This is a genomic window from Streptomyces sp. HUAS TT11 (genome assembly GCF_051553595.1).
Lineage (GTDB): Bacteria > Actinomycetota > Actinomycetes > Streptomycetales > Streptomycetaceae > Streptomyces.
Window position 1 is genome coordinate 1,985,101 of sequence record NZ_CP196184.1, and the last position, 21,067, is coordinate 2,006,167.

At 70.1% G+C, this 21,067-nt stretch carries 22 protein-coding genes; 13 read left to right on the forward strand and 9 right to left on the reverse strand.

The annotated features are described in order from the left end of the window. Positions 1-512: 512 nt before the first annotated feature. The 6 genes from ACSHXN_RS09095 to ACSHXN_RS09120 form a co-directional block, all read right to left on the reverse strand. The gene (locus ACSHXN_RS09095) at positions 513-863 is read right to left on the reverse strand and encodes a helix-turn-helix domain-containing protein (protein ID WP_355138563.1); all 351 of its coding nucleotides are present in this window, start codon (positions 861-863) and stop codon (positions 513-515) included. Positions 864-1,757: 894 nt separating this feature from the next. Next, entirely contained in the window at positions 1,758-1,898 is a 141-nt protein-coding gene (locus ACSHXN_RS09100; protein ID WP_438302901.1) for an SCO5918 family protein, read from the reverse strand. 23 nt (positions 1,899-1,921) lie between these two features. Then, on the reverse strand, positions 1,922-2,329 hold the full coding sequence (locus ACSHXN_RS09105) for a CBS domain-containing protein (RefSeq protein WP_438302902.1): 408 nt from the start codon (positions 2,327-2,329) through the stop codon (positions 1,922-1,924). Positions 2,330-2,374: 45 nt separating this feature from the next. Beyond that, entirely contained in the window at positions 2,375-3,859 is a 1,485-nt protein-coding gene (locus ACSHXN_RS09110) for a DEAD/DEAH box helicase (protein WP_438302903.1), read from the reverse strand. A 233-nt stretch (positions 3,860-4,092) separates the two neighbouring features. Then, entirely contained in the window at positions 4,093-4,296 is a 204-nt protein-coding gene (locus ACSHXN_RS09115; RefSeq protein ID WP_030939356.1) for a cold-shock protein, read from the reverse strand. A gap of 1,053 nt (positions 4,297-5,349) precedes the next feature. Beyond that, positions 5,350-6,219 carry a UbiA family prenyltransferase gene (locus tag ACSHXN_RS09120; RefSeq protein WP_438302904.1) on the reverse strand — a complete coding sequence of 290 codons (870 nt, stop codon included), beginning with the start codon at positions 6,217-6,219 and terminating at the stop codon, positions 5,350-5,352. Between the two features lie 149 nt (positions 6,220-6,368). Here ACSHXN_RS09120 and ACSHXN_RS09125 point away from each other — a divergent pair, with 149 nt between their 5' ends. From ACSHXN_RS09125 to ACSHXN_RS09140, 4 genes are all read left to right on the forward strand, one after another. Beyond that, positions 6,369-7,427: a type III polyketide synthase gene (locus ACSHXN_RS09125; RefSeq protein ID WP_355138553.1), complete on the forward strand. Its 1,059-nt coding sequence runs from the start codon at positions 6,369-6,371 to the stop codon at positions 7,425-7,427. A 28-nt stretch (positions 7,428-7,455) separates the two neighbouring features. Then, entirely contained in the window at positions 7,456-7,986 is a 531-nt protein-coding gene (locus ACSHXN_RS09130; protein WP_355138551.1) for an isoprenylcysteine carboxyl methyltransferase family protein, read from the forward strand. Continuing rightward, positions 7,983-8,996: an NAD(P)/FAD-dependent oxidoreductase gene (locus ACSHXN_RS09135; protein WP_438302905.1), complete on the forward strand. Its 1,014-nt coding sequence runs from the start codon at positions 7,983-7,985 to the stop codon at positions 8,994-8,996. The genes ACSHXN_RS09130 and ACSHXN_RS09135 overlap by 4 nt, the downstream gene beginning before the upstream one ends. A 272-nt stretch (positions 8,997-9,268) precedes the next feature. After that, on the forward strand, positions 9,269-9,511 hold the full coding sequence (locus tag ACSHXN_RS09140) for a DUF5302 domain-containing protein (protein WP_355138547.1): 243 nt from the start codon (positions 9,269-9,271) through the stop codon (positions 9,509-9,511). 190 nt (positions 9,512-9,701) lie between these two features. Here ACSHXN_RS09140 and ACSHXN_RS09145 read toward each other — a convergent pair whose 3' ends face one another. Beyond that, positions 9,702-10,742 (reverse strand): serine hydrolase domain-containing protein, encoded by a 1,041-nt coding sequence (locus tag ACSHXN_RS09145; protein WP_438302906.1) that lies wholly within the window; start codon positions 10,740-10,742, stop codon positions 9,702-9,704. Continuing rightward, positions 10,739-11,575, reverse strand: a complete 837-nt coding sequence (locus ACSHXN_RS09150) for an IclR family transcriptional regulator (RefSeq protein WP_355138543.1) — start codon at positions 11,573-11,575, stop codon at positions 10,739-10,741. The genes ACSHXN_RS09145 and ACSHXN_RS09150 overlap by 4 nt, the downstream gene beginning before the upstream one ends. A 54-nt stretch (positions 11,576-11,629) precedes the next feature. Here ACSHXN_RS09150 and ACSHXN_RS09155 point away from each other — a divergent pair, with 54 nt between their 5' ends. The 5 genes from ACSHXN_RS09155 to ACSHXN_RS09175 are packed head-to-tail and all read left to right on the forward strand — an operon-like array spanning position 11,630 to position 16,812. Beyond that, positions 11,630-13,204: an ABC transporter substrate-binding protein gene (locus ACSHXN_RS09155; RefSeq protein WP_356109495.1), complete on the forward strand. Its 1,575-nt coding sequence runs from the start codon at positions 11,630-11,632 to the stop codon at positions 13,202-13,204. Then, on the forward strand, positions 13,201-14,193 hold the full coding sequence (locus ACSHXN_RS09160; RefSeq protein WP_438302907.1) for an ABC transporter permease: 993 nt from the start codon (positions 13,201-13,203) through the stop codon (positions 14,191-14,193). Before ACSHXN_RS09155 ends, ACSHXN_RS09160 begins: the two co-directional genes overlap by 4 nt. Next, positions 14,190-15,104 carry an ABC transporter permease gene (locus tag ACSHXN_RS09165; protein ID WP_355138537.1) on the forward strand — a complete coding sequence of 305 codons (915 nt, stop codon included), beginning with the start codon at positions 14,190-14,192 and terminating at the stop codon, positions 15,102-15,104. Before ACSHXN_RS09160 ends, ACSHXN_RS09165 begins: the two co-directional genes overlap by 4 nt. After that, complete coding sequence (locus ACSHXN_RS09170) at positions 15,101-15,946, forward strand: ATP-binding cassette domain-containing protein (RefSeq protein WP_438302908.1); 846 nt, start codon at positions 15,101-15,103, stop codon at positions 15,944-15,946. Before ACSHXN_RS09165 ends, ACSHXN_RS09170 begins: the two co-directional genes overlap by 4 nt. Then, complete coding sequence (locus ACSHXN_RS09175; protein WP_438302909.1) at positions 15,943-16,812, forward strand: ATP-binding cassette domain-containing protein; 870 nt, start codon at positions 15,943-15,945, stop codon at positions 16,810-16,812. Before ACSHXN_RS09170 ends, ACSHXN_RS09175 begins: the two co-directional genes overlap by 4 nt. Before the next feature lie 11 nt (positions 16,813-16,823). Here ACSHXN_RS09175 and ACSHXN_RS09180 read toward each other — a convergent pair whose 3' ends face one another. Then, entirely contained in the window at positions 16,824-17,783 is a 960-nt protein-coding gene (locus tag ACSHXN_RS09180) for an ROK family protein (RefSeq protein ID WP_403843023.1), read from the reverse strand. 41 nt (positions 17,784-17,824) lie between these two features. Between ACSHXN_RS09180 and ACSHXN_RS09185 the strand changes: the two genes are divergently transcribed. The 4 genes from ACSHXN_RS09185 (at position 17,825) to ACSHXN_RS09200 (ending at position 20,969) form a co-directional block, all read left to right on the forward strand. Next, entirely contained in the window at positions 17,825-18,589 is a 765-nt protein-coding gene (locus ACSHXN_RS09185; protein WP_355138531.1) for a creatininase family protein, read from the forward strand. Positions 18,590-18,660: 71 nt separating this feature from the next. Beyond that, on the forward strand, positions 18,661-19,788 hold the full coding sequence (locus tag ACSHXN_RS09190; RefSeq protein WP_355138529.1) for a mandelate racemase/muconate lactonizing enzyme family protein: 1,128 nt from the start codon (positions 18,661-18,663) through the stop codon (positions 19,786-19,788). After that, positions 19,785-20,207: a RidA family protein gene (locus tag ACSHXN_RS09195; protein WP_438302910.1), complete on the forward strand. Its 423-nt coding sequence runs from the start codon at positions 19,785-19,787 to the stop codon at positions 20,205-20,207. Before ACSHXN_RS09190 ends, ACSHXN_RS09195 begins: the two co-directional genes overlap by 4 nt. Positions 20,208-20,696: 489 nt before the next feature. Further along, positions 20,697-20,969, forward strand: a complete 273-nt coding sequence (locus ACSHXN_RS09200; protein WP_438302911.1) for a hypothetical protein — start codon at positions 20,697-20,699, stop codon at positions 20,967-20,969. Positions 20,970-21,067: the final 98 nt, after the last annotated feature.

Here is a 21,067-nt window from a genome sequence, read left to right on the forward strand (position 1 = left end):
GGAGTGACGATGCCGGTGGTGCTCACGTTCCCGGAACCAGCTCCAGAACACGGAACGGGCGCGGTGGCACGAGGGCGTCGTCTCCGGCGTGCCGCCACCGCCAGGACCCCAACGTCTGACGTCGTCCCGGCTTTCGGTACAAGTCCGACGTCTGGTCTGCCCGGTGCTGGATCACCCGAGACGGATCATCCGCAAGCACGTCCACTGAGTGCTGGAGCGATACCAGCGCCGCACGACCCAGCAGGACCGGCCGACTCGGCTCCGTGGCCAGGAGTGAGCGGGGCCGCGCGGGGCCCCTCCCTTCTCCTGCCCCACCGTCGCGAACTCCCGTTCGCCCGCCTGCGGATGCTGATGAGGATGTGCGGCGAAGACCGTCCGCAGCAAGGTGGCCACCCTCGGCTGAGCCGTTGACCGTAGCCGCCGCTACGAGCACGCCGAGTGCACTGCGTAAGAAGAATTCATCTCCAGGTCCGCGAAAGACGGTTTCCTTTCCCCTGTCCGCGCTCAAGCGATCAGCCCGAACCGGGATCGGGACTTTCGGACGCTTCGTTCGCGGCACGGCGGTACTCGGCGTTGATGCGCTGAGCCTCCTCAAGCTGGTCCTCAAGGATGATGATGCGGCACGCAGCCTCGATCGGGGTTCCTCTGTCGACGAGCTCGCGGGCGCGGGCGGCGATCCGCAGTTGGTAGCGGGAGTACCGGCGATGTCCGCCTTCCGAGCGCAGCGGAGTGATCAGACGAGCCTCACCGATGGCTCGGAGGAATGTAGGGGTGGTGCCGAGCATTTCGGCGGCCCGGCCCATGGTGTAGGCGGGGTAGTCGTCGTCGTCCAGACGATCGCCGAGTGGAGTATCTGCTGCCATGTCACCTCGTTATGCAACGCATCGAGGGGCCCTGGTGCCATACGGCACCAGGGCCCCGAAGGAAATGAAACACCATCTGTCGGCCCAATGCTCTGCCGACCTTCTGTTTCCGCTGCCCGGCCGGGCAAGGGCGGGTCTGCGGGGATCGCGGCTGCGTGACCGAGGACCACCATCCATTCCGGGGCCTTTCGGTACCTGGACCGAGAGCTTCCCGGGCCGTGCGATGCTGGTGGCGTCTGCTCCTTCGCCCTTCCTCTGAACCAACCACTTCGTGAATGGGTACTGCGGTACTGCTGTTGACAGCCCCGCGACCTGCGGGCTGCCCCATGCGGCTCAGCCCCGCCACCGTTCCGCGAAAACATTGGCTTCGCAGCTCCAGAGGGGCACCGTCCTGCGAACTTCAGGTAGTGCTACCCGCCAGTTCGTGTCTGCCGGATCTCGCCTGAGCGCGTCAACGGCAAAACATTAACCACGCCGCGAGCTAATGTCTACTGCGACAAGAGCAGATTTTGTTATGTGGTCGTCACAACCATCCTGCGGCTTGCGATAACGGCTGGAGTAAGTCGCCGTGGGTGGTGAGGGCGTGGACCGGTCCCTCACGCTTGGCCGGGGCAGTCGCCTCTTGTCGCTCCGGCAGACGCCTCATGCCGGAGGCAGGGCCGAACAGGCCGATGCGCAGGTGAGGGTACGTGTGGCGGCGGTCCTGAGGGATCGGGTCCGCCTGAGGGCCCTGCCGACGCGCGTCGGCAGGGCTCTCACCGGGTCGCCTGTGAGGGTGTTCCGCCTGTCCTCACACATCCGGGGATGCGGTGCCGGCGAGCAGCAACGACCCGGTCTGGAGCGGGCCCGGGATACCCACCGGGCGCACTCTCGGGGCAGGTGAAGCCGAAGCGGTCAGGCCCGGATGCCTTTGCCGCTGGTGAAGTCGCCGCGGCCCTGTCGGGTGATCACCTGGCCTACTTGCCTGGCCGGGTAGCGGCGGCGGGCGATGGCCGCGGACTCACCCGTGACGAGCTCGGGCGTAATGCCACTCACCGAGGCCAGCACCCCGTTCTTGGTCAGCTCGAACGGGGGCCGAGCGATGAGACAGCGCATGATGCCTCGCAGAGAGGAAGGAGAACGGGCTGATGGGCTGAGGAGGATCGACCGGCGGGGGTGAGGACGGCGCCCGGCCGAGCGACGGGCGAGGTGAACGGTCCGCCGAGGATGTCCCTCAGACGGATCCGGTCCGTATAGGCCGGGCTGTCGCGGAGAACAGCGAGTCGGGCCAGGGTGATCAGCCCCGTGCTCTGGTCGTCCCCGTCGCACAGGACGAGGTGATCGACACGGGCACCGGCCATGAGGGACAGAGCCACCTCGACCGTCATGTCGTCACGGACCCTGGGTCCGGACGCGTCCCTCTCGTCGACCACGGCCCTGGGGAAGCGATCCGCTACCTGGTGGTACTGCGGCTGAGCCGTCGCCATAGGTGCCTCCTACCGGAAAAGGATGGGCTGGTGATCAAGGCGGCTCTAGGCGGCCGAGCCGAAGCTGGTTCGCCGCTGTGTCCCGCGGCGCGCCGCTTCGCCCACGGTCCGGCCCTGTCCGGCGTGACGCCGACGGCTCCGGGGCGAGGAAGACCTGCCGCGGGAACGTTCCACGGCCGGCGCGGTGATGACGACCGGGATGCCGGAAGGGGCCTGGGCACCTGTGATGCGGCTCAGCTCCGCCTCGCCCGAACGTACCTGGGCAATACGGGGGGTGATGCCTGCTGAAGCCATCAGCCGGCTCATACCGCGCCGCTGATCAGGCGTCACCAGAGTGACGACGCTGCCGGACTCGCCGGCGCGGGCCGTACGACCGCCTCGGTGCAGATAGTCCTTGTGGTCGCTGGGCGGATCCACATTGACGACCAGGTCGAGGTTGTCGACGTGGATCCCGCGCGCCGCGACGTTGGTCGCCACCAGTACCGTCACATGACCGCTCTTGAACTGGGCCAGGGTCCGCGTGCGCTGCGGCTGGGACTTGCCACCGTGCAGGGCAACGGCGCGAACACCGCTGTTCAGCAGGTGCTCGGTCAGTCGGTCGACCGCGTGCTTGGTGTCGAGGAACATGATCACTCGACCGTCTCGCGCCGCGATCTCGATGGTCGTCCGATGCTTGTCAGCGTCGTGCACATGAAGCACGTGGTGCTCCATCGTGGTGACCGCGCCCGCCGACGGGTCGACGGAATGGACCACCGGGTCTGTCAGGTAGAGGCGGACCAGCACGTCTACATTGCGGTCCAGGGTGGCCGAGAAGAGCATCCGCTGCCCACCGGGACGCACCTGGTCGAGCAGGTCGGTGACCTGGGGCATGAAGCCCATGTCGGCCATCTGGTCGGCCTCGTCGAGCACCGTGATGCCGACATCGTCCAGCCGGCAGTCGCCCCGGTCGATGAGATCCTTGAGCCGCCCGGGCGTCGCGACGACCACCTCGGCCCCGGCGCGCAGCGCACCGGCCTGCCTGCCGACGGACATCCCGCCGACGACGGTGGCCAGCCGCAGGCTCACGGAGCGGGCATACGGAGTCAGCGCGTCGGTGACCTGCTGGGCGAGCTCGCGGGTGGGAACGAGGACGAGGGCGAGCGGCTGCCGTGGCTCGGCACGCCGCCCCGCTGTGCGGGCCAGCACGGCGAGGCCGAAGGCCAGGGTCTTGCCCGAGCCCGTGCGGCCACGGCCGAGTACATCACGACCGGCCAGGGAGTTCGGCAGGGTCGCCGCCTGGATCGGGAACGGTACGGTCACGCCTTCGTGGCCGAGCGCGGCCAACAGCCGTGCAGGCATGGCGAGATCGGCGAACGACCCGACGGCGGGCAACGCGGGCGTGATCGTCTTCGGCGGCGCGAACTCGCCCTGTACGGCCCGTCCGGCCCGTCGATTGCCGTAGCCTTCGGAACGGCGGGGACCACGGGAGCGGTCGGTGCCGGAGCCTCCTTCGAAGCGGTCATATGTGCGGGGTGTGCGCGCGCGCTTCATGCGGGACCTTCCTTGATGAGGCACGTAGCAAGGAATTCCCGCAGCAGGTGAGCAGCGCAGAGAATTTCGAGACGAGCTCAAAACGATCGGGGGCGATTCGGGGCGTTGGGGAATGTTTCACCGGCCGGTGATGTGGCGGAGCCTTCCCGTCGCACGCCCTGAAATGCAGCGAGCTGGGGCCCGCACCCCCAGAGGTGCGGGCCCCAGCTGCGAAGTATGCGTCAGCGCCAGTGTCAGGCGGGCACGATGTTCTCGGCCGTCGGGCCCTTCTGGCCCTGCGCGATGTCGAACGACACCTTCTGGCCCTCCTGCAGTTCACGGAAGCCCTGGGCGGCGATGTTCGAGTAGTGGGCGAAGACGTCAGGGCCGCCGCCGTCCTGCTCGATGAAGCCGAAGCCCTTTTCCGCGTTGAACCACTTCACGGTGCCAGTGGCCATGTCATTTCTCCTTCGGAGGCGGTGCCAGGAACTCGCCCTGTGCGAAATTCCGTGTCGCCGTGATGATCACCCCGTCGGAAATTAATCTTCTGGCAACCACACCTGCAACTGAGATCGACAGTAGCACGGCAGTGACCGGCGCTGCCCGGTCGATAATTCCACTACGGTCGACGATTGAGGAATACTCGCCGTGTCCCGCACCTATTTCTCATGTCACCGGCACAGATATCGCCCTCCCTGGGCAGAGCCCCTGCCGATCTCTTCGGCCCGCAGCCCTGATGACCTCCGTCGACTGGAGAGTGCCGCTGCCACCGTCATCAACGGATGGCACAACGGTGAACGCGCTGAGACTCCAACGATGAAGGTGACATCCCCAGCGAAGAGCCAACGGCCAGTGGTCCCCGGGCAGTCGGACACAACCGCCCGCACCCGCGCAGCACCTCGGCCGCCCCCCGTTGTCCTTTCAGGTGACACGCCGTCGCTGTGGGGGCCTGGCGGCTCCCCCGACGCCCGGCCGAGCGGCCCCCTCCCGAACTTGGAGTCCGAGATCGCAGGCAGGTGGGTGACCGGCGCTCCTCCTCCAGCCTCTCTCTTCTCCTCGTTCACGGGTAATCTCGACCCTCCGAGAGCTTTTCGTGCAGCGTGACCAGGCGGTGCCGTTCCCGGCGAGTGACGAAACGGGCAATCGTCCCACGGCTCCCGGGGCGGGACCGCACGATGGAACCCGGCAGAAGGTCGACCGAAGACTTGTCACCGCCCCACACGCACCGCACGTCTGTCTCCGGCCACGCCCTCCCCCGACGTCAGCCACGGCCCGCTGCACGGAGCCAGGGTGGCCGCGCCGCTGCGACTCGATGCCGAACTCCCTGCACTTGCAGATGTGGTCGATGCGAGGCGAGGACGTGCCACTCAGGCCGCCGAAAGCCGCAGCATGAACCGCGACGTGGGCACGCCCAGAAACAGCATTTCTGGCCGACGGCGACCATGGCAGGAAACAAGAACTCCGCCTCTGGCCGCAGCGTTCGAAGCGAGTTCGTCGGCGAGGCAGACCGGTCATGCGATCCCGGTGCCGCGGACCAGTAGTAGCGCCACGTCCACCACCGCCACGGCAACCGCTGCCGCGAATGCCGCTCGCTCGCGGCGGCGTCCCATCACTGTCCCGGCCACCGCGGACAGGCCCGCTACCCCGAGCGCCGCCACTCCCCACGTACCGGCTGATCCGGCGGGCGCCAGCGCCAGGACGGCGGACGCGGCCGCCAGCGGAACCGGCAGCAGCAGCCGCACCCCGTCGGGGCCCAACCGGTGCGGAAATCCCCGTACACCCGTCGCCAGATCCTCGTGGATGTCCGGCAGCACATCGCCCAGATGGGCACCGACCCCCAGGAGCGCCCCGGCCGTGACGACCCACCAGGCAGGCCAGGGCCGCCCCGGCAGCCCCAACGCCACGAACGCCGGAAGCGAGGCGAAACCCACCGCGTACGGCACCCAGGACCACGCCGTCGCCTTGAGCCGCAGGTCGTACGCCCAGGCCGCCGCCACTCCCACGAGATGAACGGCACCCGCCCACAGGCCGCAGGCGAACGACAACGGCACGCACAGCGCCAGCGCGGCGTAGGCGGCCACCCACACCTCGGTCACACTCACCGCGCCGTCGACGACAGGTTTGCCACGGCGGGCCGTGGCGATGTCCCGGCGCGCGTCGAACGCGTCGTTGCACCAGCCGACGGACAGTTGCCCGGTCAGGACGGCGGCGGCGGTCAGGACACTGCGCGTGGCGCCCTGGCCGGCGGTCACGGCCAGGGCAGCGGTCAACGCGGTGACCGCCATGACGGGCCCGGGGTGGCACGCCCCCGCCAGGCCGCCTGCCCGACCGGCCCACACCGCGGCCGCGCCGCCGTCCGTCGACCGCTCAGGAGTGCTCACCGGGCCGATCGTAGGCGTCCCGGCGCCCGACCGGCTCAAGCACGCGCCCCGGGGCGAGCGGCCGGACGGGCGATCCATGGTGCCGGGGCCCGAGTCCGGGGAAAAGGTGCAGAGCAACTCACCCCAGTCGACAGCCGCACAGGAACCACATGACGCGGATCGCCGCCGTTCACGGTGCCCTCGCACCCCACCGTCACAGCCAGTCCGAGATCACCGACATGGTCGCCCGCACCTGCCTGCCCGAGAACGGCGACCGCCGGGTCCTGGACCGGCTGCACCGCAGCACGAGGGTCGGCTCGCGCCACATGACGCTGCCGCTGGAACGGTACGGGACGCTGGACGGATTCGGCGCCGCCAACGACGTCTTCATCACCGCGGCCACCGACCTGGGGGCCAAGGCGGTGCGAGCCGTACTGCGCACGGCCGGTCTCGCCACGGCCGATGTCGACCTGCTGATCTTCACTTCCGTCACCGGCATCGCCACCCCCTCGATCGACGCACGGCTGGTGGGCCGCCTCGGACTGCGGCCCGACGTCCACAGACTGCCGCTCTTCGGCCTGGGCTGCGCCGGTGGCGCCGCCGGCCTGGCCCGTATGCACGACTACCTGCTGGGCCGTCCCGGCCATGTGGCGGTACTGCTGTCGGTCGAACTGTGCTCGCTCACCTTCCAGCGCGACGACGCCTCCATGGCCAATCTGGTCGCCACCGGGCTGTTCGGCGACGGCGCCGCCGCCGTCATCGCCTACGGCGCGGACCATCCGGACGCGACCCTCGGTCCGACGATCGTCGACACCCGCAGCCACCTGTATCCGGACACCGGGCAGATCATGGGGTGGGACATCAAGAGCTCCGGTTTCCAGGTCGTCCTCGATCCGCAACTTCCCGACCTGGTACGCCGCTACCTCGCAGATGACGTCGAGGGATTCCTCGGCGACCACGGCCTGAAGCCCAAGGACGTCACTGCCTGGGTGTGCCACCCCGGCGGCCCCAGGGTCCTCGGGGCCGTCTCCGAGGCCCTCGACCTGAGCGCCGACGCCCTCGATGTGACATGGCGTCACCTGGCCGACGTGGGCAACCTGTCCTCGTCGTCGGTGCTCCACGTGCTGAGCGACACCCTGGCCGAGCGCCGCCCGCCGCCGGGCACCCCGGGCCTGCTGCTGGCGATGGGCCCCGGCTTCGCCTGCGAACTCGTGCTGCTGCGCTGGTAGTTCCGAACCGACGAAGGACACAGGACCCATGATCTGGTACGGACTGCTGGTGGCCGCCGTCGCCGGCGAGCGGGTGGCCGAACTCGTCGTCGCCCGCCGCAACCGACGGTGGAGCACGGCCCGCGGCGCGATCGTGGCCGGGCAGGGCCACTACGCTGCGATGGTCGCCCTCCATACCGGCCTGCTTGTCGCCTGTCCTGCCGAGGCATGGCTGATGGAACGGCCCTTCGTGCCCGCCCTGGCCTGGCCGATGCTGGCCGTGCTGGCGGGCGCCCAGGCACTACGGTGGTGGTGCATCCGCACTCTGGGGCCCCGTTGGAACACAAGGGTGATGGTCGTGCCCGGCCTGCCGCTGGTGACGAGCGGCCCCTATCGGTGGCGGTGGCTGCGCCACCCGAACTATGCGGCCGTCGTCGCCGAGGGCCTGGCCCTGCCGCTGGTGCACACCGCCTGGGTCACCGCAGCCCTTTTCACCTCACTCGACGCCGCCCTGCTCACCGTGCGTATCCGCTGCGAGAACCGGGCGCTCGCCGCCACGACCAGGCCGGCGCCGGCATGATCGACGTCCTGGTGGCCGGCGGCGGACCCGCCGGGCTGGCCGCCGCCATCCACGCCGCGCTCGCCGGCCTGGAGGCGGTCGTCATCGAACCCAGGACCGCGCCCGTGGACAAGGCCTGCGGGGAGGGAATCATGCCCGGTGGTGTCGCCGCGCTGCGGACGCTGGGCGTCGAGGTCACCGGCCGTGAACTGCGCGGCATCCGTTACATGGAGGGCGGCACGTGCGCCGAGGCGTCCTTCCGTGGGCGAAGCGGGCTGGGAATCCGCCGTACGGCGCTGCACTCCGCGCTGCACCGGCGGGCGCTCGGCCTCGGCGTGCGCATGCTGCCGGGCAAGGTCGTCGAGGTACACCAGAACGCGGACACGGTGACCGCCGCCGGAACCACGGCTCGCTGGCTGATCGCCGCCGACGGACTGCACTCCCCGGTACGCCGCAGCCTGGGACTGGAACTGCCGGCCCGCCCCCACGGCCGCTACGGACTGCGGCGGCACTATCGCGTCGAGCCGTGGACGAACTTCGTGGAGGTGCATTGGGCCAGGCACGGCGAGGCCTATGTGACGCCGGTCGACGACGACCTGGTGGGCGTCGCGGTCCTCAGCCGTACCCGCCTCGGCTACGACGGGCACCTGGCGGGCTTCCCTGCCCTCACCGCGTCGCTGTGCGGCCCGGCCGCGACGGAGGTTCGCGGCGCCGGACCGTTGCGGCAACGGGTGCGACGCAGAACCGCCGGTCGTGTACTGCTCGTCGGCGACGCCGCCGGCTACCTCGATGCCCTCACCGGTGAGGGCGTCGCCCTCGCACTGGCGACGGCCGGGGCCGCCGTCCACTGCCTGGCCGCCGGGCGACCGCTCGACTACGAGCGTGCCTGGGCCCGGTTGACCCGGCGCCACCGGATGCTGACCGGTGCTCTGCTGGCCGCGAGCCGCCGTCCCGGCACCGGCCGCCTGATCGTGCCCGCGGCGTCGTGGATGCCTCCGGTGTTCTCGGCCGCGGTCCACGCGGTGCAGTAGTGGCCCGGCCGAGTACCGCATCTTCCGTGTGCAGGGCACGCGACCGGCGTCCCCGACCCCGCGCGAAGTTCGACACGCCCTCGGCCGAGTGACGGCCGCCGGCATCGTCGCTCGGTCAGACGGAGTCCGGACGGCACCCGCTCGGTAGGACACCCCGGGCGGGACAAGCGGCTGAGCCCGTCACCGGCAACGACGACGCCCGGCGCGGGCACCCACGCGCCGAACGGCATGACAAGCTGTGCTTACCATCTGCCCGAACCCAGGAGGTCACCATGACTGCAGAGTCTCCACGTCAGGAAGGTTCGGAGCCGGCCGACACCGAAGGCCCCGACCTGGATGCCGAAGGTCAGGACCGGCATGAACTGAAGGACAAGTTCCGCGAGGCCCTGGCACGTAAACGCGGCATGCAGGCCAAGGCCGCGGCGCTCGCAGCGAACACCAACGCGTCGAAGGTCCGCGGCGCGCACGGCCCGGCCGCGAGCCAGCGCTCGTTCCGGCGAAAGAGCGGGGGCTGACCTCACATCTGTCCGGGATCCTGCCGGGAGGGGGAGGCAACCGTCTCCTTCGGTACCTCCCCGCGTCAGCGGGGAGGTACGCCCGGGCAGTCGCGCGGTCCTGGTCGGCCACCCGGCCGTCCGCGCCCGATGGACCGGCTTTCCCCGATCCCGTGCGGACCCCGACCCGGCCTCGTGACGGTCGTGGCCTTCAGCCGGCCCGAGAGGGCAACGTCGCGGCGGCGGTGTGGAACGCACGCCGTACGGCGGTGATTCCGTCTCCGTCCCTGCTCGGGTGCACACGGTTGGTCAGGAGCAGGGCATAACGCTGCGCGGCGGGGTCGACCCAGAGGCTGGTACCGGTGAATCCCGTGTGGCCGTACGAGTCGGGGCCGAACGCGGTTCCGACGGGCGAGCCGATCGGATCCTGGCCCTGCCACGCGAGCGTACGCCGCAGCGCGAGGCCGTTCGTCTGCGCGGCGGTCATCAGGGCGAGCGTCTCCGGGCGCAGCAGCCCCCCGCCGCCACCGGCGAGTGCGGCGCCGAGCCGTTCCATGTCCTCCAGCGGTGCGAAAAGGCCCGCGTGACCGCCGACGCCCCCGAGCACGGCCGCGTTCTCGTCATGGACCTCCCCGACGACAAGGCGGCCGCGCCAGGGGCAGTCCTCGGTGGCCACTGCCCGCGCGCGACGCCCGGCGTCGGGGCGGAAAACCGTGTGCTTCATGCCGAGTGGCGCGGTCACCACCTGTTCCACCAGCACATCCAGTGGTTGCCCGGTCGCGGCCTCCGCGATCGAACCGAGGATGATGAAGCCCTGCGAGGAGTACTGGACGCGGGTGCCCGGCTCCGCCGTCAAGGGAAGCAGCCGTACGGCCTCGAGCAGGGAGGCGCGAGTGGGGTGGTCGCGGTAGAGCGGAACCTGCCCGGGAATGCCCGAGGTGTGGGTCAGTAGTTGACGTATCGTCAGGTCCGCTTTGTCGCCGTCGCGATATTCCGGCAGATGCGCGCCCACGGTGTCGTCGAGCGTCAGTGTGCCGCGCTCGACGAGCGCCATGACCGCGAGGCCGACGATCGGCTTTGTCACCGAGGCGAGATCCCACAGCTCTCCGCCGTCCAGCGCCTGCCCTCCCCAGCTGCGCGTGCCCGTCCAGCCCCGGTCCAGCGGCCCGTCCGCACCGCCGACGGACCAGGCCGCGCCCGAGTAGACATGCTGTTCGCGTCCGGTGGCGAGCAGTTCGGCCAGTGCGCTCATCCCCGCTCACCCCGGGAGGTCGTGTCCACCACGCCCAGCATCGGCGTGCGCGCACCGAGGCCGGCGGAAACCGTGCGGGCGGCGGCACGCACCATCGGCCCGAACACCTCCACGTTCTCAGGGGTCATGGTGAACGTCAGGCCCGAGATGCCGATCGCGCCCACGACCCGGCCGTCCCCGTTGAGGACGGGTGCCGCCACCGACCGCACGTCCGGCTCGTCGTACTCGTCCTCGACGGCGTAGCCGTGCCGGGCCGCGTCCGCGAGGAGTTCATGAAGCGCGGCGGGATCGGTGAGTGTGTGCGGGGTCCGGGCTTCGAGCGGCGCCGCCTGGAGAACAGCATCGGTTTCGTGGCCGGAGAGGGCGGAGAGCATGGCGAGCCCCACGCCGCAGGCGTACAGCGGGGTACGCCGGCCGGGCCGAGCGCTCATCCGGTACTCACGTGCCGGCTCCGACTGCTCCAGGTACACCGCCTCGGACGCGTGCCGTACGGCATACAGCGCCACGTGCCCGGTGCGCCGGCGCAGGTCGGCGAGGACGGGCCTGGCGAGCTCGAGGGCGCGGCCGTCGTTGAGGGCGGCCGCGGCAAGACCCAGCAGCCGGGGACCCGAGCGGTAGCTGCCCCCTTCCGCGGGTTCGGCGAAGCCGTGGTCCGCCATCGTCCGCAGCAGCCGGTGGACCGTCGGTTTGGTGAGCCCGGTGCGCCGTGCGATCTCGCCCAGCCGGTGGGGACCACCGGGCTCGACGAGCGCTTCGAGCACCTCCATCGCCTTGTCGACAGGACCCTTCACCGGTTCGGGTTCGACCGATCGACTGTTGACCGCCTTCGCCATGTCGCTTAGTTTAGCGCAACCGCATTCCATCTGACGGAACGGATGTGTTGTTCAATGGAACGAATACGTCAGAGGCGCATCGTGGACCGCGGCCATCTGCCCCGACGCGACGTCCTGCGGACGGGTGGTCTGCTGATCGGGGCTCTTGGTGCAGCGACGTCTCTGAGCGGGTGCGGCACCCCCGCGGCAGCCCGCGCCGGGAACGTCCTGCGGGTCTCCCAACCGGGGGACCCCAAGACGCTGGACCCGCAGAAGCAGGGCGACATGGTGTCGATGAACGTCCTCATCAACATGTTCGACACGCTCACCACCCGCGGCCGGGACAACCGGTTGCACCCGAGGCTCGCCCTGTCCTGGTCGGCCACGGACGCGCACACCTGGCGGTTCAGGATCCGGCCCGGGGTGACCTTCCACAACGGTGAGCCGTGCGAGGCGCAGGCCGTCGCGTTCAGCATCAGGAGACTGCTCGCCCCCGCGACGAAGTCACCGATCGTCGAACTCCGTTACGTCAAGGACGTCACCGTCGTCGACCGGCTCACCGTGGACCTCCACACCACGGTGCACGACCCGATCCTGCCCGCCAAGCTGTCACTGTTCGGTGGAGTGGTCGTGCCGCCCCGCTATCTGTCCGAGGTGGGTGACGCCGGATTCGCCGAACATCCCATCGGCACCGGGCCCTTCACCTTCGTCAGCTGGCAGCGGGACCACGAGCTGCGCATGCGGGCCTACACCGACCACTGGGAGGGCCGCCCGGGCATCGACGGCCTGGTCTTCACGCCGGCCCCCAACGCCTCGTCCTCCCTGGCCGCGCTCCAGAGCGGCGGCGTCGATCTCGTCGCCGGACTCACCCCGGACGCCGCTCAGCAGCTCGACGGCTACTCCGGTGTCACCCTGGACGGCTTCACGGGGATCCGCACCTCCTATCTGTCCTTGAACACCCTGGAAAAGGGCCCGCTCCAGGACCGTCGTGTGCGCCAGGCGCTCAACCACGCCGTCGACGTGCCCCTGCTGATCAAGGCGGTGCTCGACGGCAAGGCCACCGAGACACCCGCCCTCGTCCCGCGCGGCGCCTTCGGTTTCGACCCCTCGGTCAAGCCGTTCACCCGCTCCGTGGGCACCGCGCGCGCGTTGCTCGCCGACGCCGGCTACCCGCACGGCTTCTCCACGACGCTCACCGCGTCCAACGTCGACTCCAACGTCGCGGAGGCCCTTTCGGGACTCCTCGCCCGGGCGGGCGTGCACGCGCGGGTCGACCTCCTCGACCCCGGGACGTACGCCGCGCGGCTCACCTCCGACAACCGGGGAGCGCTGGGTCCGATCTATCTGGCGGCCAGCACCGTGTGGACGCTGGACGGCGAGAGCATCGTCCAGTCGAACGTGCGCCACGACCGGCGGCAGAGCCGCTGGCACTCGAAGGAGGCCGACCGCCTCATCGACGTCGAAGAGCTCTCCCAGGACCCCGCGGAACGCAAAAAGGCCTTCTCCGACCTGCAACGCCTGATGCGCGAGGAAGCGCCCTTCGTCTTCCTCTACCAGATGGACAACATCTTCGCCCGCAACGACCGGCCCCGCTGGAAGCCGGGATCCGCCGGCGTCCTCGCCATGGAGAGTGCGGAGGTCTCCCGATGAGCGACATCACCCTCGAGCCGCCGCCCGGTGCGACGGCCGGCCGACGGCACGACCACCACGCGACACGGCTGCTGTGGTTCGTTCTGAAGCGCCTCGGCACCGCCGTGTTCGTCCTGCTGTGCACGGCGACGGTGGCCTTCTTCCTGGTGCGGCTCTCCGGCGATCCCGTCAAGCTTCTGCTGCCGCCGGATGCCACAGCCGCACAGGAGAGTGCGCTCCGCTCCTCCCTCGGCCTCGACCGCCCGCTGTTCACGCAGTACGCCGACTTCATCGGAGGGCTGCCCCGCCTCGACTTCGGCAATTCCCTCGTCTACAACCAGCCCGTCAGCCGGATCCTCGCCGACCGGCTGCCCGCCACGGTCGAACTCGCCGCCGCCGCACTGGTCGTGACCCTCGTCGTCGCGATCCCGGCGGGCATCTTCGCCGCGATGCGCCGTGGGCGAGGCTCCGACCACGCCGTGATGACCGGGGTCCTGCTCGGCCAGTCCACACCGCCGTTCTGGGTCGGCATCCTGCTCGTCCTCGTCTTCGCCGTAGGACTGCACGCGCTGCCCGCCTCCGGGTACGGGACCTTCGCCCATCTGGTCCTGCCGGCCGTCACACTCGCCGTCTACTCCGTCGCCGTCGTCGCGCGTCTGCTGCGCTCCTCGTTGATCGACGTCCTGTCCTCCGACCACATCCGCAGTGCCCGGGCCAAGGGCTTCGGTCCGCTGAAGGTGGTGCTCACCCACGGGCTGCGCAACGCCTCACTGCCGGTGGTGACCGTCGTCGGTCTCGAAGTGGGCAGTCTGCTCGGCGGTGCGATCCTCACCGAACGCGTCTTCTCCTGGCCGGGAGTCGGACAGCTGACCATCGAGGCGATCTCCAATCGCGACTTCCCCCTCGTCCAGGCCACCGTTCTGTTCTTCGCCACCACCTTCGTCGTGGTGAACCTGCTCGTCGACCTCTCCTACAGCTTCCTCGACCCGAGGGTGAGGACGTCACGATGACCGTCATGGCACCGGCTGCGGCCGACCACGTCCCCGCCGGGGCATCCCCCGTCGGCTCCGGGTCCGTCGTACTGCGGGCACTGCTGCGCAACAGGCTCGCCGTACTGGCGCTCGCCGTACTCGCACTCCTGCTGGCAGCGGCCCTGTTCGCCCCCCTCATCGCACCCTACGACCCGAACGCACAGGATCTCCTGCTGCGGCTGCGGCCACCCGTCTGGCAGGACGGCGGCAGCGGGGCCCACCCGCTCGGCACCGACCAGCTCGGCCGCGACATGCTCTCCCGCGTCATCTACGGCGCACGTGTCTCGCTGCTCGTCGGTGCCGGCGCCGCCCTGCTCGCCGGCGCCGTCGGCACCGTCGTGGGGCTGGTCTCCGGCTACTTCGGCGGCTGGGCCGACCGGGTCCTCATGCGGCTCGCCGACATCCAACTCGCCTTCCCCGCACTGCTCCTGGCCCTGGCCATCGTCGGTTTCCTCGGCTCCGGCCTGTGGTACGTGATCCTCGTCCTCGGCTTCACCGGCTGGGTCTCCTACGCCCGCGTGGTGCGATCCGAGGTGATGTCGTTGCGCTCGCGCGACTTCATCACCGAGGCCCGGGCGATCGGCGTCACCGACACCGCCATCATGCGCCGCCATCTGCTGCCCAATGTGATGGCCCCGCTCGCCACCATCGCGACCCTGCACGTCGCCGCGGCCATCGTCGCCGAGGCGTCGCTGAGCTATCTGGGCCTCGGCGTACCCAAGGAGACGGTCACCTGGGGCTCCATGCTCGCCGACGGCCAGCTCTATCTGGGGACCTCCTGGTGGGTCGCCGTCTTCCCCGGCATCGCGCTGATGCTCACCTCCCTCGCCATCAACATCACCGGCGACGCCCTGCGGGACGTCGCGGACCCGAAGGCCTACCGACGATGACCATGGACCGACAGACACGCGACCAGTCCCCGCGGCCGGCGGACGCCGAGCCGCTGCTGCAGATCAAGCACCTCAGTGTCGACTTCAGGCTCGCGACCACCGTCGTGCACGCCGTCCAGGACGTCTCCCTCGCCGTACACGCCGGCGAAACGCTCGCCGTGGTGGGCGAGTCGGGCAGCGGGAAGAGCGCCACCGCACTCTCCGTGCTGGGCCTGAACCCGACCCCTCCCTGCGTCTACACGGGCGGCGAGATCCTCTTCGACGGACACGATCTGCTCACGTTGTCCGAGAGGGAGCTCGGCAGGATCAGAGGGCGCGACATCGCCATGGTCTTCCAGGACCCGATGACGAGTCTCGACCCCCTCCAGCACGTCGGCACACAGGTGGCGGAGGTCCTCAGGCACCACACCGGCATGTCCCGCGCCGAGGCCAGGGAGGCGGCGCTCGCCGCGCTGGACGAGGTCGGCATCCCCGATCCGGCCCTGCGCTACCGCCAGTACCCGCATGAACTCTCCGGCGGCCTGCGCCAGCGCGTGATGATCGCGACGGCGCTGGTGGGCCGGCCGCGGGTACTGATCGCCGACGAACCGACCACCGCCCTGGACGTCACCGTGCAGCGCCAGATCCTCGACCTCCTCGTCACCCTCCAGCACAAGCACGACATGGCGGTCGTGCTGATCACCCACGACCTCGCGGTGGTGGCGGAGACCGCCGACCGCGTCGCGGTCATGAACAAGGGCGAGGTCGTCGAGAGCGGCAACGTCCTGGAGGTGTTCGACCGTCCGGCCGACGAGTACACCCGCAGGCTGCTGGCCGTCACCCCGCGATTGGAGGCGGCATGAGCCCCGAAACCCGAACGCCGGTGGCTGCCGGCCGGCCACTGCTCGAACTCAGCGGACTGCGCAAGGAGTTCAGTGGAAGGAACGTGAACGTGGCCGTCGACGACGTGTCACTCGAGGTCCGGGAGGGCGAAACACTGGCCCTGGTCGGCGAGTCCGGCTGCGGCAAGACCACGCTGACCCGGCTGCTGCTCAAGCTCCTCGAACCCACGGCGGGAAGTGTGCGCTTCGACGGGCAGGACCTCGCCACCGTCTCAGCCACCGAACTGCGCGCCGTGCGCCGCCAGATGCAGGTCGTGCTCCAGGATCCGTACTCGAGCATGAACCCGCGCATGCGTATCACGGACATCGTCGCCGAGCCGCTGATCACCCATGACCCGGCGGTACGCGGGCGGCGCGGCAGGGCACATGCCAGGGAGCGGGTCGGAGAGCTGCTGGAGGCCGTCGGGCTGAATGCCGGCATCCAGGACCGCTACCCGCACGAGTTCTCGGGCGGTCAGCGCCAGCGCGTCTCGATCGCGCGCGCACTCGCGCTCCGGCCCCGCCTCCTGGTGCTCGACGAGCCCACCAGCGCACTGGACGTGTCCGTGCAGGCCACCGTCCTGGAGCTGCTGGCAGAACTCCAACGGCGGCTGGGTCTGACCTATGTCTTCGTCTCGCACAACCTCGCCGTCGTACGGCAGGTGGCCGACCGGGTCGCGGTGATGCGCCGTGGCCGCCTGGTCGAGGTGGGCGAGGCGGCGCAGGTGTTCCACCGCCCTCAGCACCCCTACACGCGGCAACTGCTCGACGCGGTACCGGTCCTCGACCCGCGCAGAGGCCGCCGCGCAGCGGAACGGGCGCCCGGCACCGGTGGAGGGAGCCGATGACCACCCGCCCCCTACAGGTTGGAGAGTACGAGCCCCGCGCCACCGAGCAGTGCCACATCGTCCACGGCGGCCTCGCTCACCAGCACGCGCGGCTGTTCCGCGCCCGCGAAGGCGACGGCGTCACGCAGCCGCTGCTCCACCACCGTACGAAAGCCCTCACCGCCCTCGCGTGCCTCACCGTGCAGGATGAAGAGGCCGGGTGCGAAGAGTTGCTGCACGTTCACCAGGCCCAGGGCGAGGTTCTGCGCGTACTCCTCCACGATCCGTCCCGCCGGCTCGTCGCCGCGGCTCACCAGCGACGCGAGCGACGTCTCGGCCCCGAGGCCCGCCGTGTGTGCCCGGGCCCGCAGCCAGCCCGTGGTGGCGACGGTCTTCCAGCAGCCGCGGTTGCCGCAGGTGCACCGCTCACCGCTGGCCGACACCGTCATGTGCGCACCGCTGCGGCCGCCGGGTGGCGCCAGCACCTCGCCGTCGTAGAGGACCCCCACCCCGAGGACCTCACCCGTGGAGACGGAGGCGAAGGTGCGCCGCCCGCGCCCCGCGCCGAACCATCGGTCCCCGAGCACCTGGAGCCGTGCCCGGTGCTCCACCCGCACGCTCGTGCCGGTCAGCTCGCCCAGCCGCTCCGTCACCGGGTATCCGTGCAGACCGGGTACGTCGTTCACCTCCAGGATCAGGCCCGTGAGCGGGTCCACGAGCCCGGCGGCCGCCACCCCGATCCCGGTCAGTTCGTGTGCGGCGAAGATCGCGGCGGTTTCGGTCAGCGCCGTGTCGATGTCGGCCGGCGTCGCGGAGGCGGCGTCGTACGAGGTCTCGATGCGTTCCAGGATCCGACCCGCCATGGACAGCACGGCCGCCCTGACCCGACCGGGTACCAGCTCGACGGCGCCCAGCCGCTGCGATGCGGCAGGTGCGGTCGGTTGCGCCACGGCCTCGGGGACCAGTCGCAACGGAGAACGTTTGTGGACCATGCGCCGACTCTGCCACGGTCCCGTTTCACAGAGGTAGCACCGTGAGCCAATCGAAACTGAGCGAACTGACCTGGCGCGAGGTGCGCCGGACAGGCGAGGACGGCATCGCCCTGCTGCCCATCGGGTCGCAGGAACAGCATGCCGCGCACCTTCCCATGGGCACCGACACACTGCTGGTCGAGGAGGTCGTCGACCGGGCCCTGGACCTGCTCGCCCAGGAGGCACACCGTCCGAAGGTGGTGCTGCTGCCCGCCCTGCCCTTCGGGCACAGCCCCCATCACCTGTTCGCCGCCGCAGTCTCGCTCTCCGCCGACACCCTGGGCGCCGTCCTGGACGACCTTCTGGACTCGCTCGTGACCAGCGGATACCGCCGCATCCTGGTCGTCAACGGTCACGGCGGCAACGACGAGATCATGCGCCTGGCGGTGAAGCGGTTCGCCCTCCGCTCCGAGGCCACCGTCGCCGCCTGCTCCTACTGGACGCTCACCGCGGCCGAGCGCGAGGTGGGCCGCCCCGATGTCACCCCGGGGCACGCAGGCTGGTTCGAGACATCACTGATGCTGGCGGCCCGTCCCGACCTGGTGCGCACACCCGTGCCCGCCCGCACGCCCGTCGAACCGCCACCCCTGTTCGACAACCCGCCCTACCCGGGCCTCACCGTGGAACGCCGCGGGGAGTGGGCCCGGGTCGGCGGCTCGACGGACGACCCTTCCACCGCCGACGCCGTGTCGGGCGGTCGGCTGCTGGACGACCGGGCGCGCGGGCTGGCCCGGGCGATCGCGGCCTTCGACGCGGCGACGCAGTGAATCCGGCGACAACCGCACCCCTGGACGCCGCCGCGTCACGAGCCGGCCGTCCCCATGATGCAAGGAGAGAAATGAAGGTCACCGACGTCGATGTGTGGGTCGTCAATCTCCCACTGGTCAACCCCTTCACCAGTTCGTTCGAGACCAAGACGGGAGAAACCCGCACCGTCGTGCGCATCCGCACCGACGAGGGCGTCGAGGGCTGGGGCGAGACGATGTGGGGCAGGCCGGTGGCAGCGATCATCCGGTCGATGGCCACCGACCTGATCGGCACCAGCCCGTTCGCGCTGGAAGGCTTCCACCGCAAGCAGCACATGGTGCCCTTCTTCTACGGCTACCTCGGCTACGCCGCGATCGCGGCGATCGACGTCGCCTGCTGGGATGCGATGGGCAAGGCCACCCAGCAGTCGGTCACCGATCTGCTGGGGGGTGCCGTACGCGACGAGGTACCGATCACCGCGCTCGTCACCAGGGCGGACGCGCCCGGTTCGAAACCGTCGGCGCTGCCCGCGGCCCTGGCGGAACACGCCCGGCGCGTCGTGACGGAGGGCGGCTTCGAGGCCGTCAAGCTCAAGGGCACGAAGGACGCGGCCGGAGATGTCGCCATCCTGCGTGCGCTGCGCGAAGCGCTGCCCGACGTGAATCTGCGGGTCGATCCGAACGCCGCCTGGTCCGTCCCCGATTCGATACGCGCCGGGATCGCCCTCGAGGAACTGGACCTCGAGTACCTGGAGGACCCGTGTGTCGGCATCGAGGGCATGAGCCAGGTGAAGGCGAAGGTACGCATCCCGCTGTGCACCAACATGTGCGTCGTCCGCTTCGAGGACTTCGCACCGGCCATGCGGCTCAACGCGGTGGACGTGATCCACGGTGACGTCTACAAGTGGGGCGGTATCGCGGCCACGAAGGCGCTCGCCGCACACTGCGAGACCTTCGGCCTCGGTATGAACCTGCACAGCGGGGGCGAACTCGGCATAGCGACGGCAGCGCATCTCGCCGTCGTCTCCAGCACGCCGGTGCTCTCACGCGCGATCGACAGCATGTACTACCTGCACGCGGACGACATCATCGAACCGCTGCACCTCGAGAACGGCCGACTGCGTGTGCCGACGGGACCCGGTCTGGGTGTGAGCGTGGACGAGGACAAGCTCCGTCACTACGCCGCGGTCAACGAGCGGGAAGGCGACCTGACGGGATGAGCGGAGCCACGGAACTGGAGACCGGACCTGTGGGAGCCGCGGGAAGGGAAGCCGTACGCACGGACAACGCCCCCCGCCCGGCCGGGGCCTACTCCCAGGGCGTGGTGGCGGGCGGGTTCCTGTACACGGCCGGGTTCGGCCCACAGGATCCGCGGACCGGCGAGATTGCGGAAGGTGTCGGGGAGCAGACCGCACAGGTGCTGCGCACCATCTCCTCCGTACTCGCCGAACGCGGCCTGACACTGCGGGACGTGGTCAAGGTGACGGCGCATCTGGAGCACCTGAAGCGGGACTTCGCCGAGTTCGACCGGGCCTACGGCGCGTTCTTCAGCGAGCCCTTCCCGGTGCGGACCACGGTCGGCTCCGACCTGATGAACATCCTTGTCGAGATCGACGTTGTGGCCGTGGTCGGCCCGTGATCGATCCGTGACCGACCACCCACGACGTAGGGGTGCCGGGCGGCATGACGTGCATGCCAGGTCGTGCCCTGCCCGGCACCGGTTCGCCACCCCCGGCACACCCGCCGGGGTTCGGCGCCGGTCGGAACAAGGTACGGTCACTTGCTGGTGGGGCTCATGAGGCGACAAGGTGAAGTGCGCGAAGTACTGTGCCGGCACAGGGTGGAGCGCGGTAGAGCACGGCACGGCGACGCTCCCCGCCTCCGAATCCGGCTGCACGTACTGGGAGCAATCGTGATCTCGTCGAGCCCGCGGGCCCGCCCGGCTCGCTGCGCGGTGGTGGTGGGCGCGCTCCTGCTCACATCATGCACGTACGGCACCGGCGGCGACGCGGCCGCCGAACACTCGTCATCGCCTTCGCCGAGCCTCACCCGGAAGGCAACCGGCCCGTCCGGGAAGACGCTCGCCGAACAAGCGCGAGCAGCCCTTGACACCGTCCACAGCGGGACGATGGTCGAAGGCGGCGCGGAAGATGTCACCGACGGCATCCACACCGAGCCGAGCCTGAGCAAGGGCAGGACCTACAGGCTGAGCCTGGTGTGCTTCGGCATCGGCAGCGCCCGGCTGGTGTTCACACCGGCGGCCGCCGGCACCGAGGCCGAGGTGCCCTGCGACCGGTCGATGGTGCTGCAACGGATCACCGCGGTTGGGCCGCTTCGCATCGACGTCGAGGGCGAAAAGGGTGCCACAGGTGTGATCGGCTGGCAGATCGACGCCGTCTGACACCGGAGCACTTCGAGCATCCTCCGGCAAGACCGTGACGACGACGCCGAGTGTGTCTTCCCGGCAACTGCGGCGAGGGCCGCCTCCGAGAGACGTCA

What these genes read in the sequence shown, in the direction of transcription:
- ACSHXN_RS09095 (WP_355138563.1), bottom strand. Translation starts at nt 863, where the DNA reads ATGGCAGCAGATACTCCACTCGGCGATCGTCTGGACGACGACGACTAC.
- ACSHXN_RS09105 (WP_438302902.1), bottom strand. Translation starts at nt 2,329, where the DNA reads ATGGCGACGGCTCAGCCGCAGTACCACCAGGTAGCGGATCGCTTCCCC.
- ACSHXN_RS09110 (WP_438302903.1), bottom strand. Translation starts at nt 3,859, where the DNA reads ATGAAGCGCGCGCGCACACCCCGCACATATGACCGCTTCGAAGGAGGC.
- ACSHXN_RS09115 (WP_030939356.1), bottom strand. Translation starts at nt 4,296, where the DNA reads ATGGCCACTGGCACCGTGAAGTGGTTCAACGCGGAAAAGGGCTTCGGC.
- ACSHXN_RS09125 (WP_355138553.1), top strand. Translation starts at nt 6,369, where the DNA reads ATGACGCGGATCGCCGCCGTTCACGGTGCCCTCGCACCCCACCGTCAC.
- ACSHXN_RS09130 (WP_355138551.1), top strand. Translation starts at nt 7,456, where the DNA reads ATGATCTGGTACGGACTGCTGGTGGCCGCCGTCGCCGGCGAGCGGGTG.
- ACSHXN_RS09135 (WP_438302905.1), top strand. Translation starts at nt 7,983, where the DNA reads ATGATCGACGTCCTGGTGGCCGGCGGCGGACCCGCCGGGCTGGCCGCC.
- ACSHXN_RS09140 (WP_355138547.1), top strand. Translation starts at nt 9,269, where the DNA reads ATGACTGCAGAGTCTCCACGTCAGGAAGGTTCGGAGCCGGCCGACACC.
- ACSHXN_RS09145 (WP_438302906.1), bottom strand. Translation starts at nt 10,742, where the DNA reads ATGAGCGCACTGGCCGAACTGCTCGCCACCGGACGCGAACAGCATGTC.
- ACSHXN_RS09150 (WP_355138543.1), bottom strand. Translation starts at nt 11,575, where the DNA reads ATGGCGAAGGCGGTCAACAGTCGATCGGTCGAACCCGAACCGGTGAAG.
- ACSHXN_RS09155 (WP_356109495.1), top strand. Translation starts at nt 11,630, where the DNA reads ATGGAACGAATACGTCAGAGGCGCATCGTGGACCGCGGCCATCTGCCC.
- ACSHXN_RS09160 (WP_438302907.1), top strand. Translation starts at nt 13,201, where the DNA reads ATGAGCGACATCACCCTCGAGCCGCCGCCCGGTGCGACGGCCGGCCGA.
- ACSHXN_RS09165 (WP_355138537.1), top strand. Translation starts at nt 14,190, where the DNA reads ATGACCGTCATGGCACCGGCTGCGGCCGACCACGTCCCCGCCGGGGCA.
- ACSHXN_RS09170 (WP_438302908.1), top strand. Translation starts at nt 15,101, where the DNA reads ATGACCATGGACCGACAGACACGCGACCAGTCCCCGCGGCCGGCGGAC.
- ACSHXN_RS09175 (WP_438302909.1), top strand. Translation starts at nt 15,943, where the DNA reads ATGAGCCCCGAAACCCGAACGCCGGTGGCTGCCGGCCGGCCACTGCTC.
- ACSHXN_RS09180 (WP_403843023.1), bottom strand. Translation starts at nt 17,783, where the DNA reads ATGGTCCACAAACGTTCTCCGTTGCGACTGGTCCCCGAGGCCGTGGCG.
- ACSHXN_RS09190 (WP_355138529.1), top strand. Translation starts at nt 18,661, where the DNA reads ATGAAGGTCACCGACGTCGATGTGTGGGTCGTCAATCTCCCACTGGTC.
- ACSHXN_RS09195 (WP_438302910.1), top strand. Translation starts at nt 19,785, where the DNA reads ATGAGCGGAGCCACGGAACTGGAGACCGGACCTGTGGGAGCCGCGGGA.
- ACSHXN_RS09200 (WP_438302911.1), top strand. Translation starts at nt 20,697, where the DNA reads ATGGTCGAAGGCGGCGCGGAAGATGTCACCGACGGCATCCACACCGAG.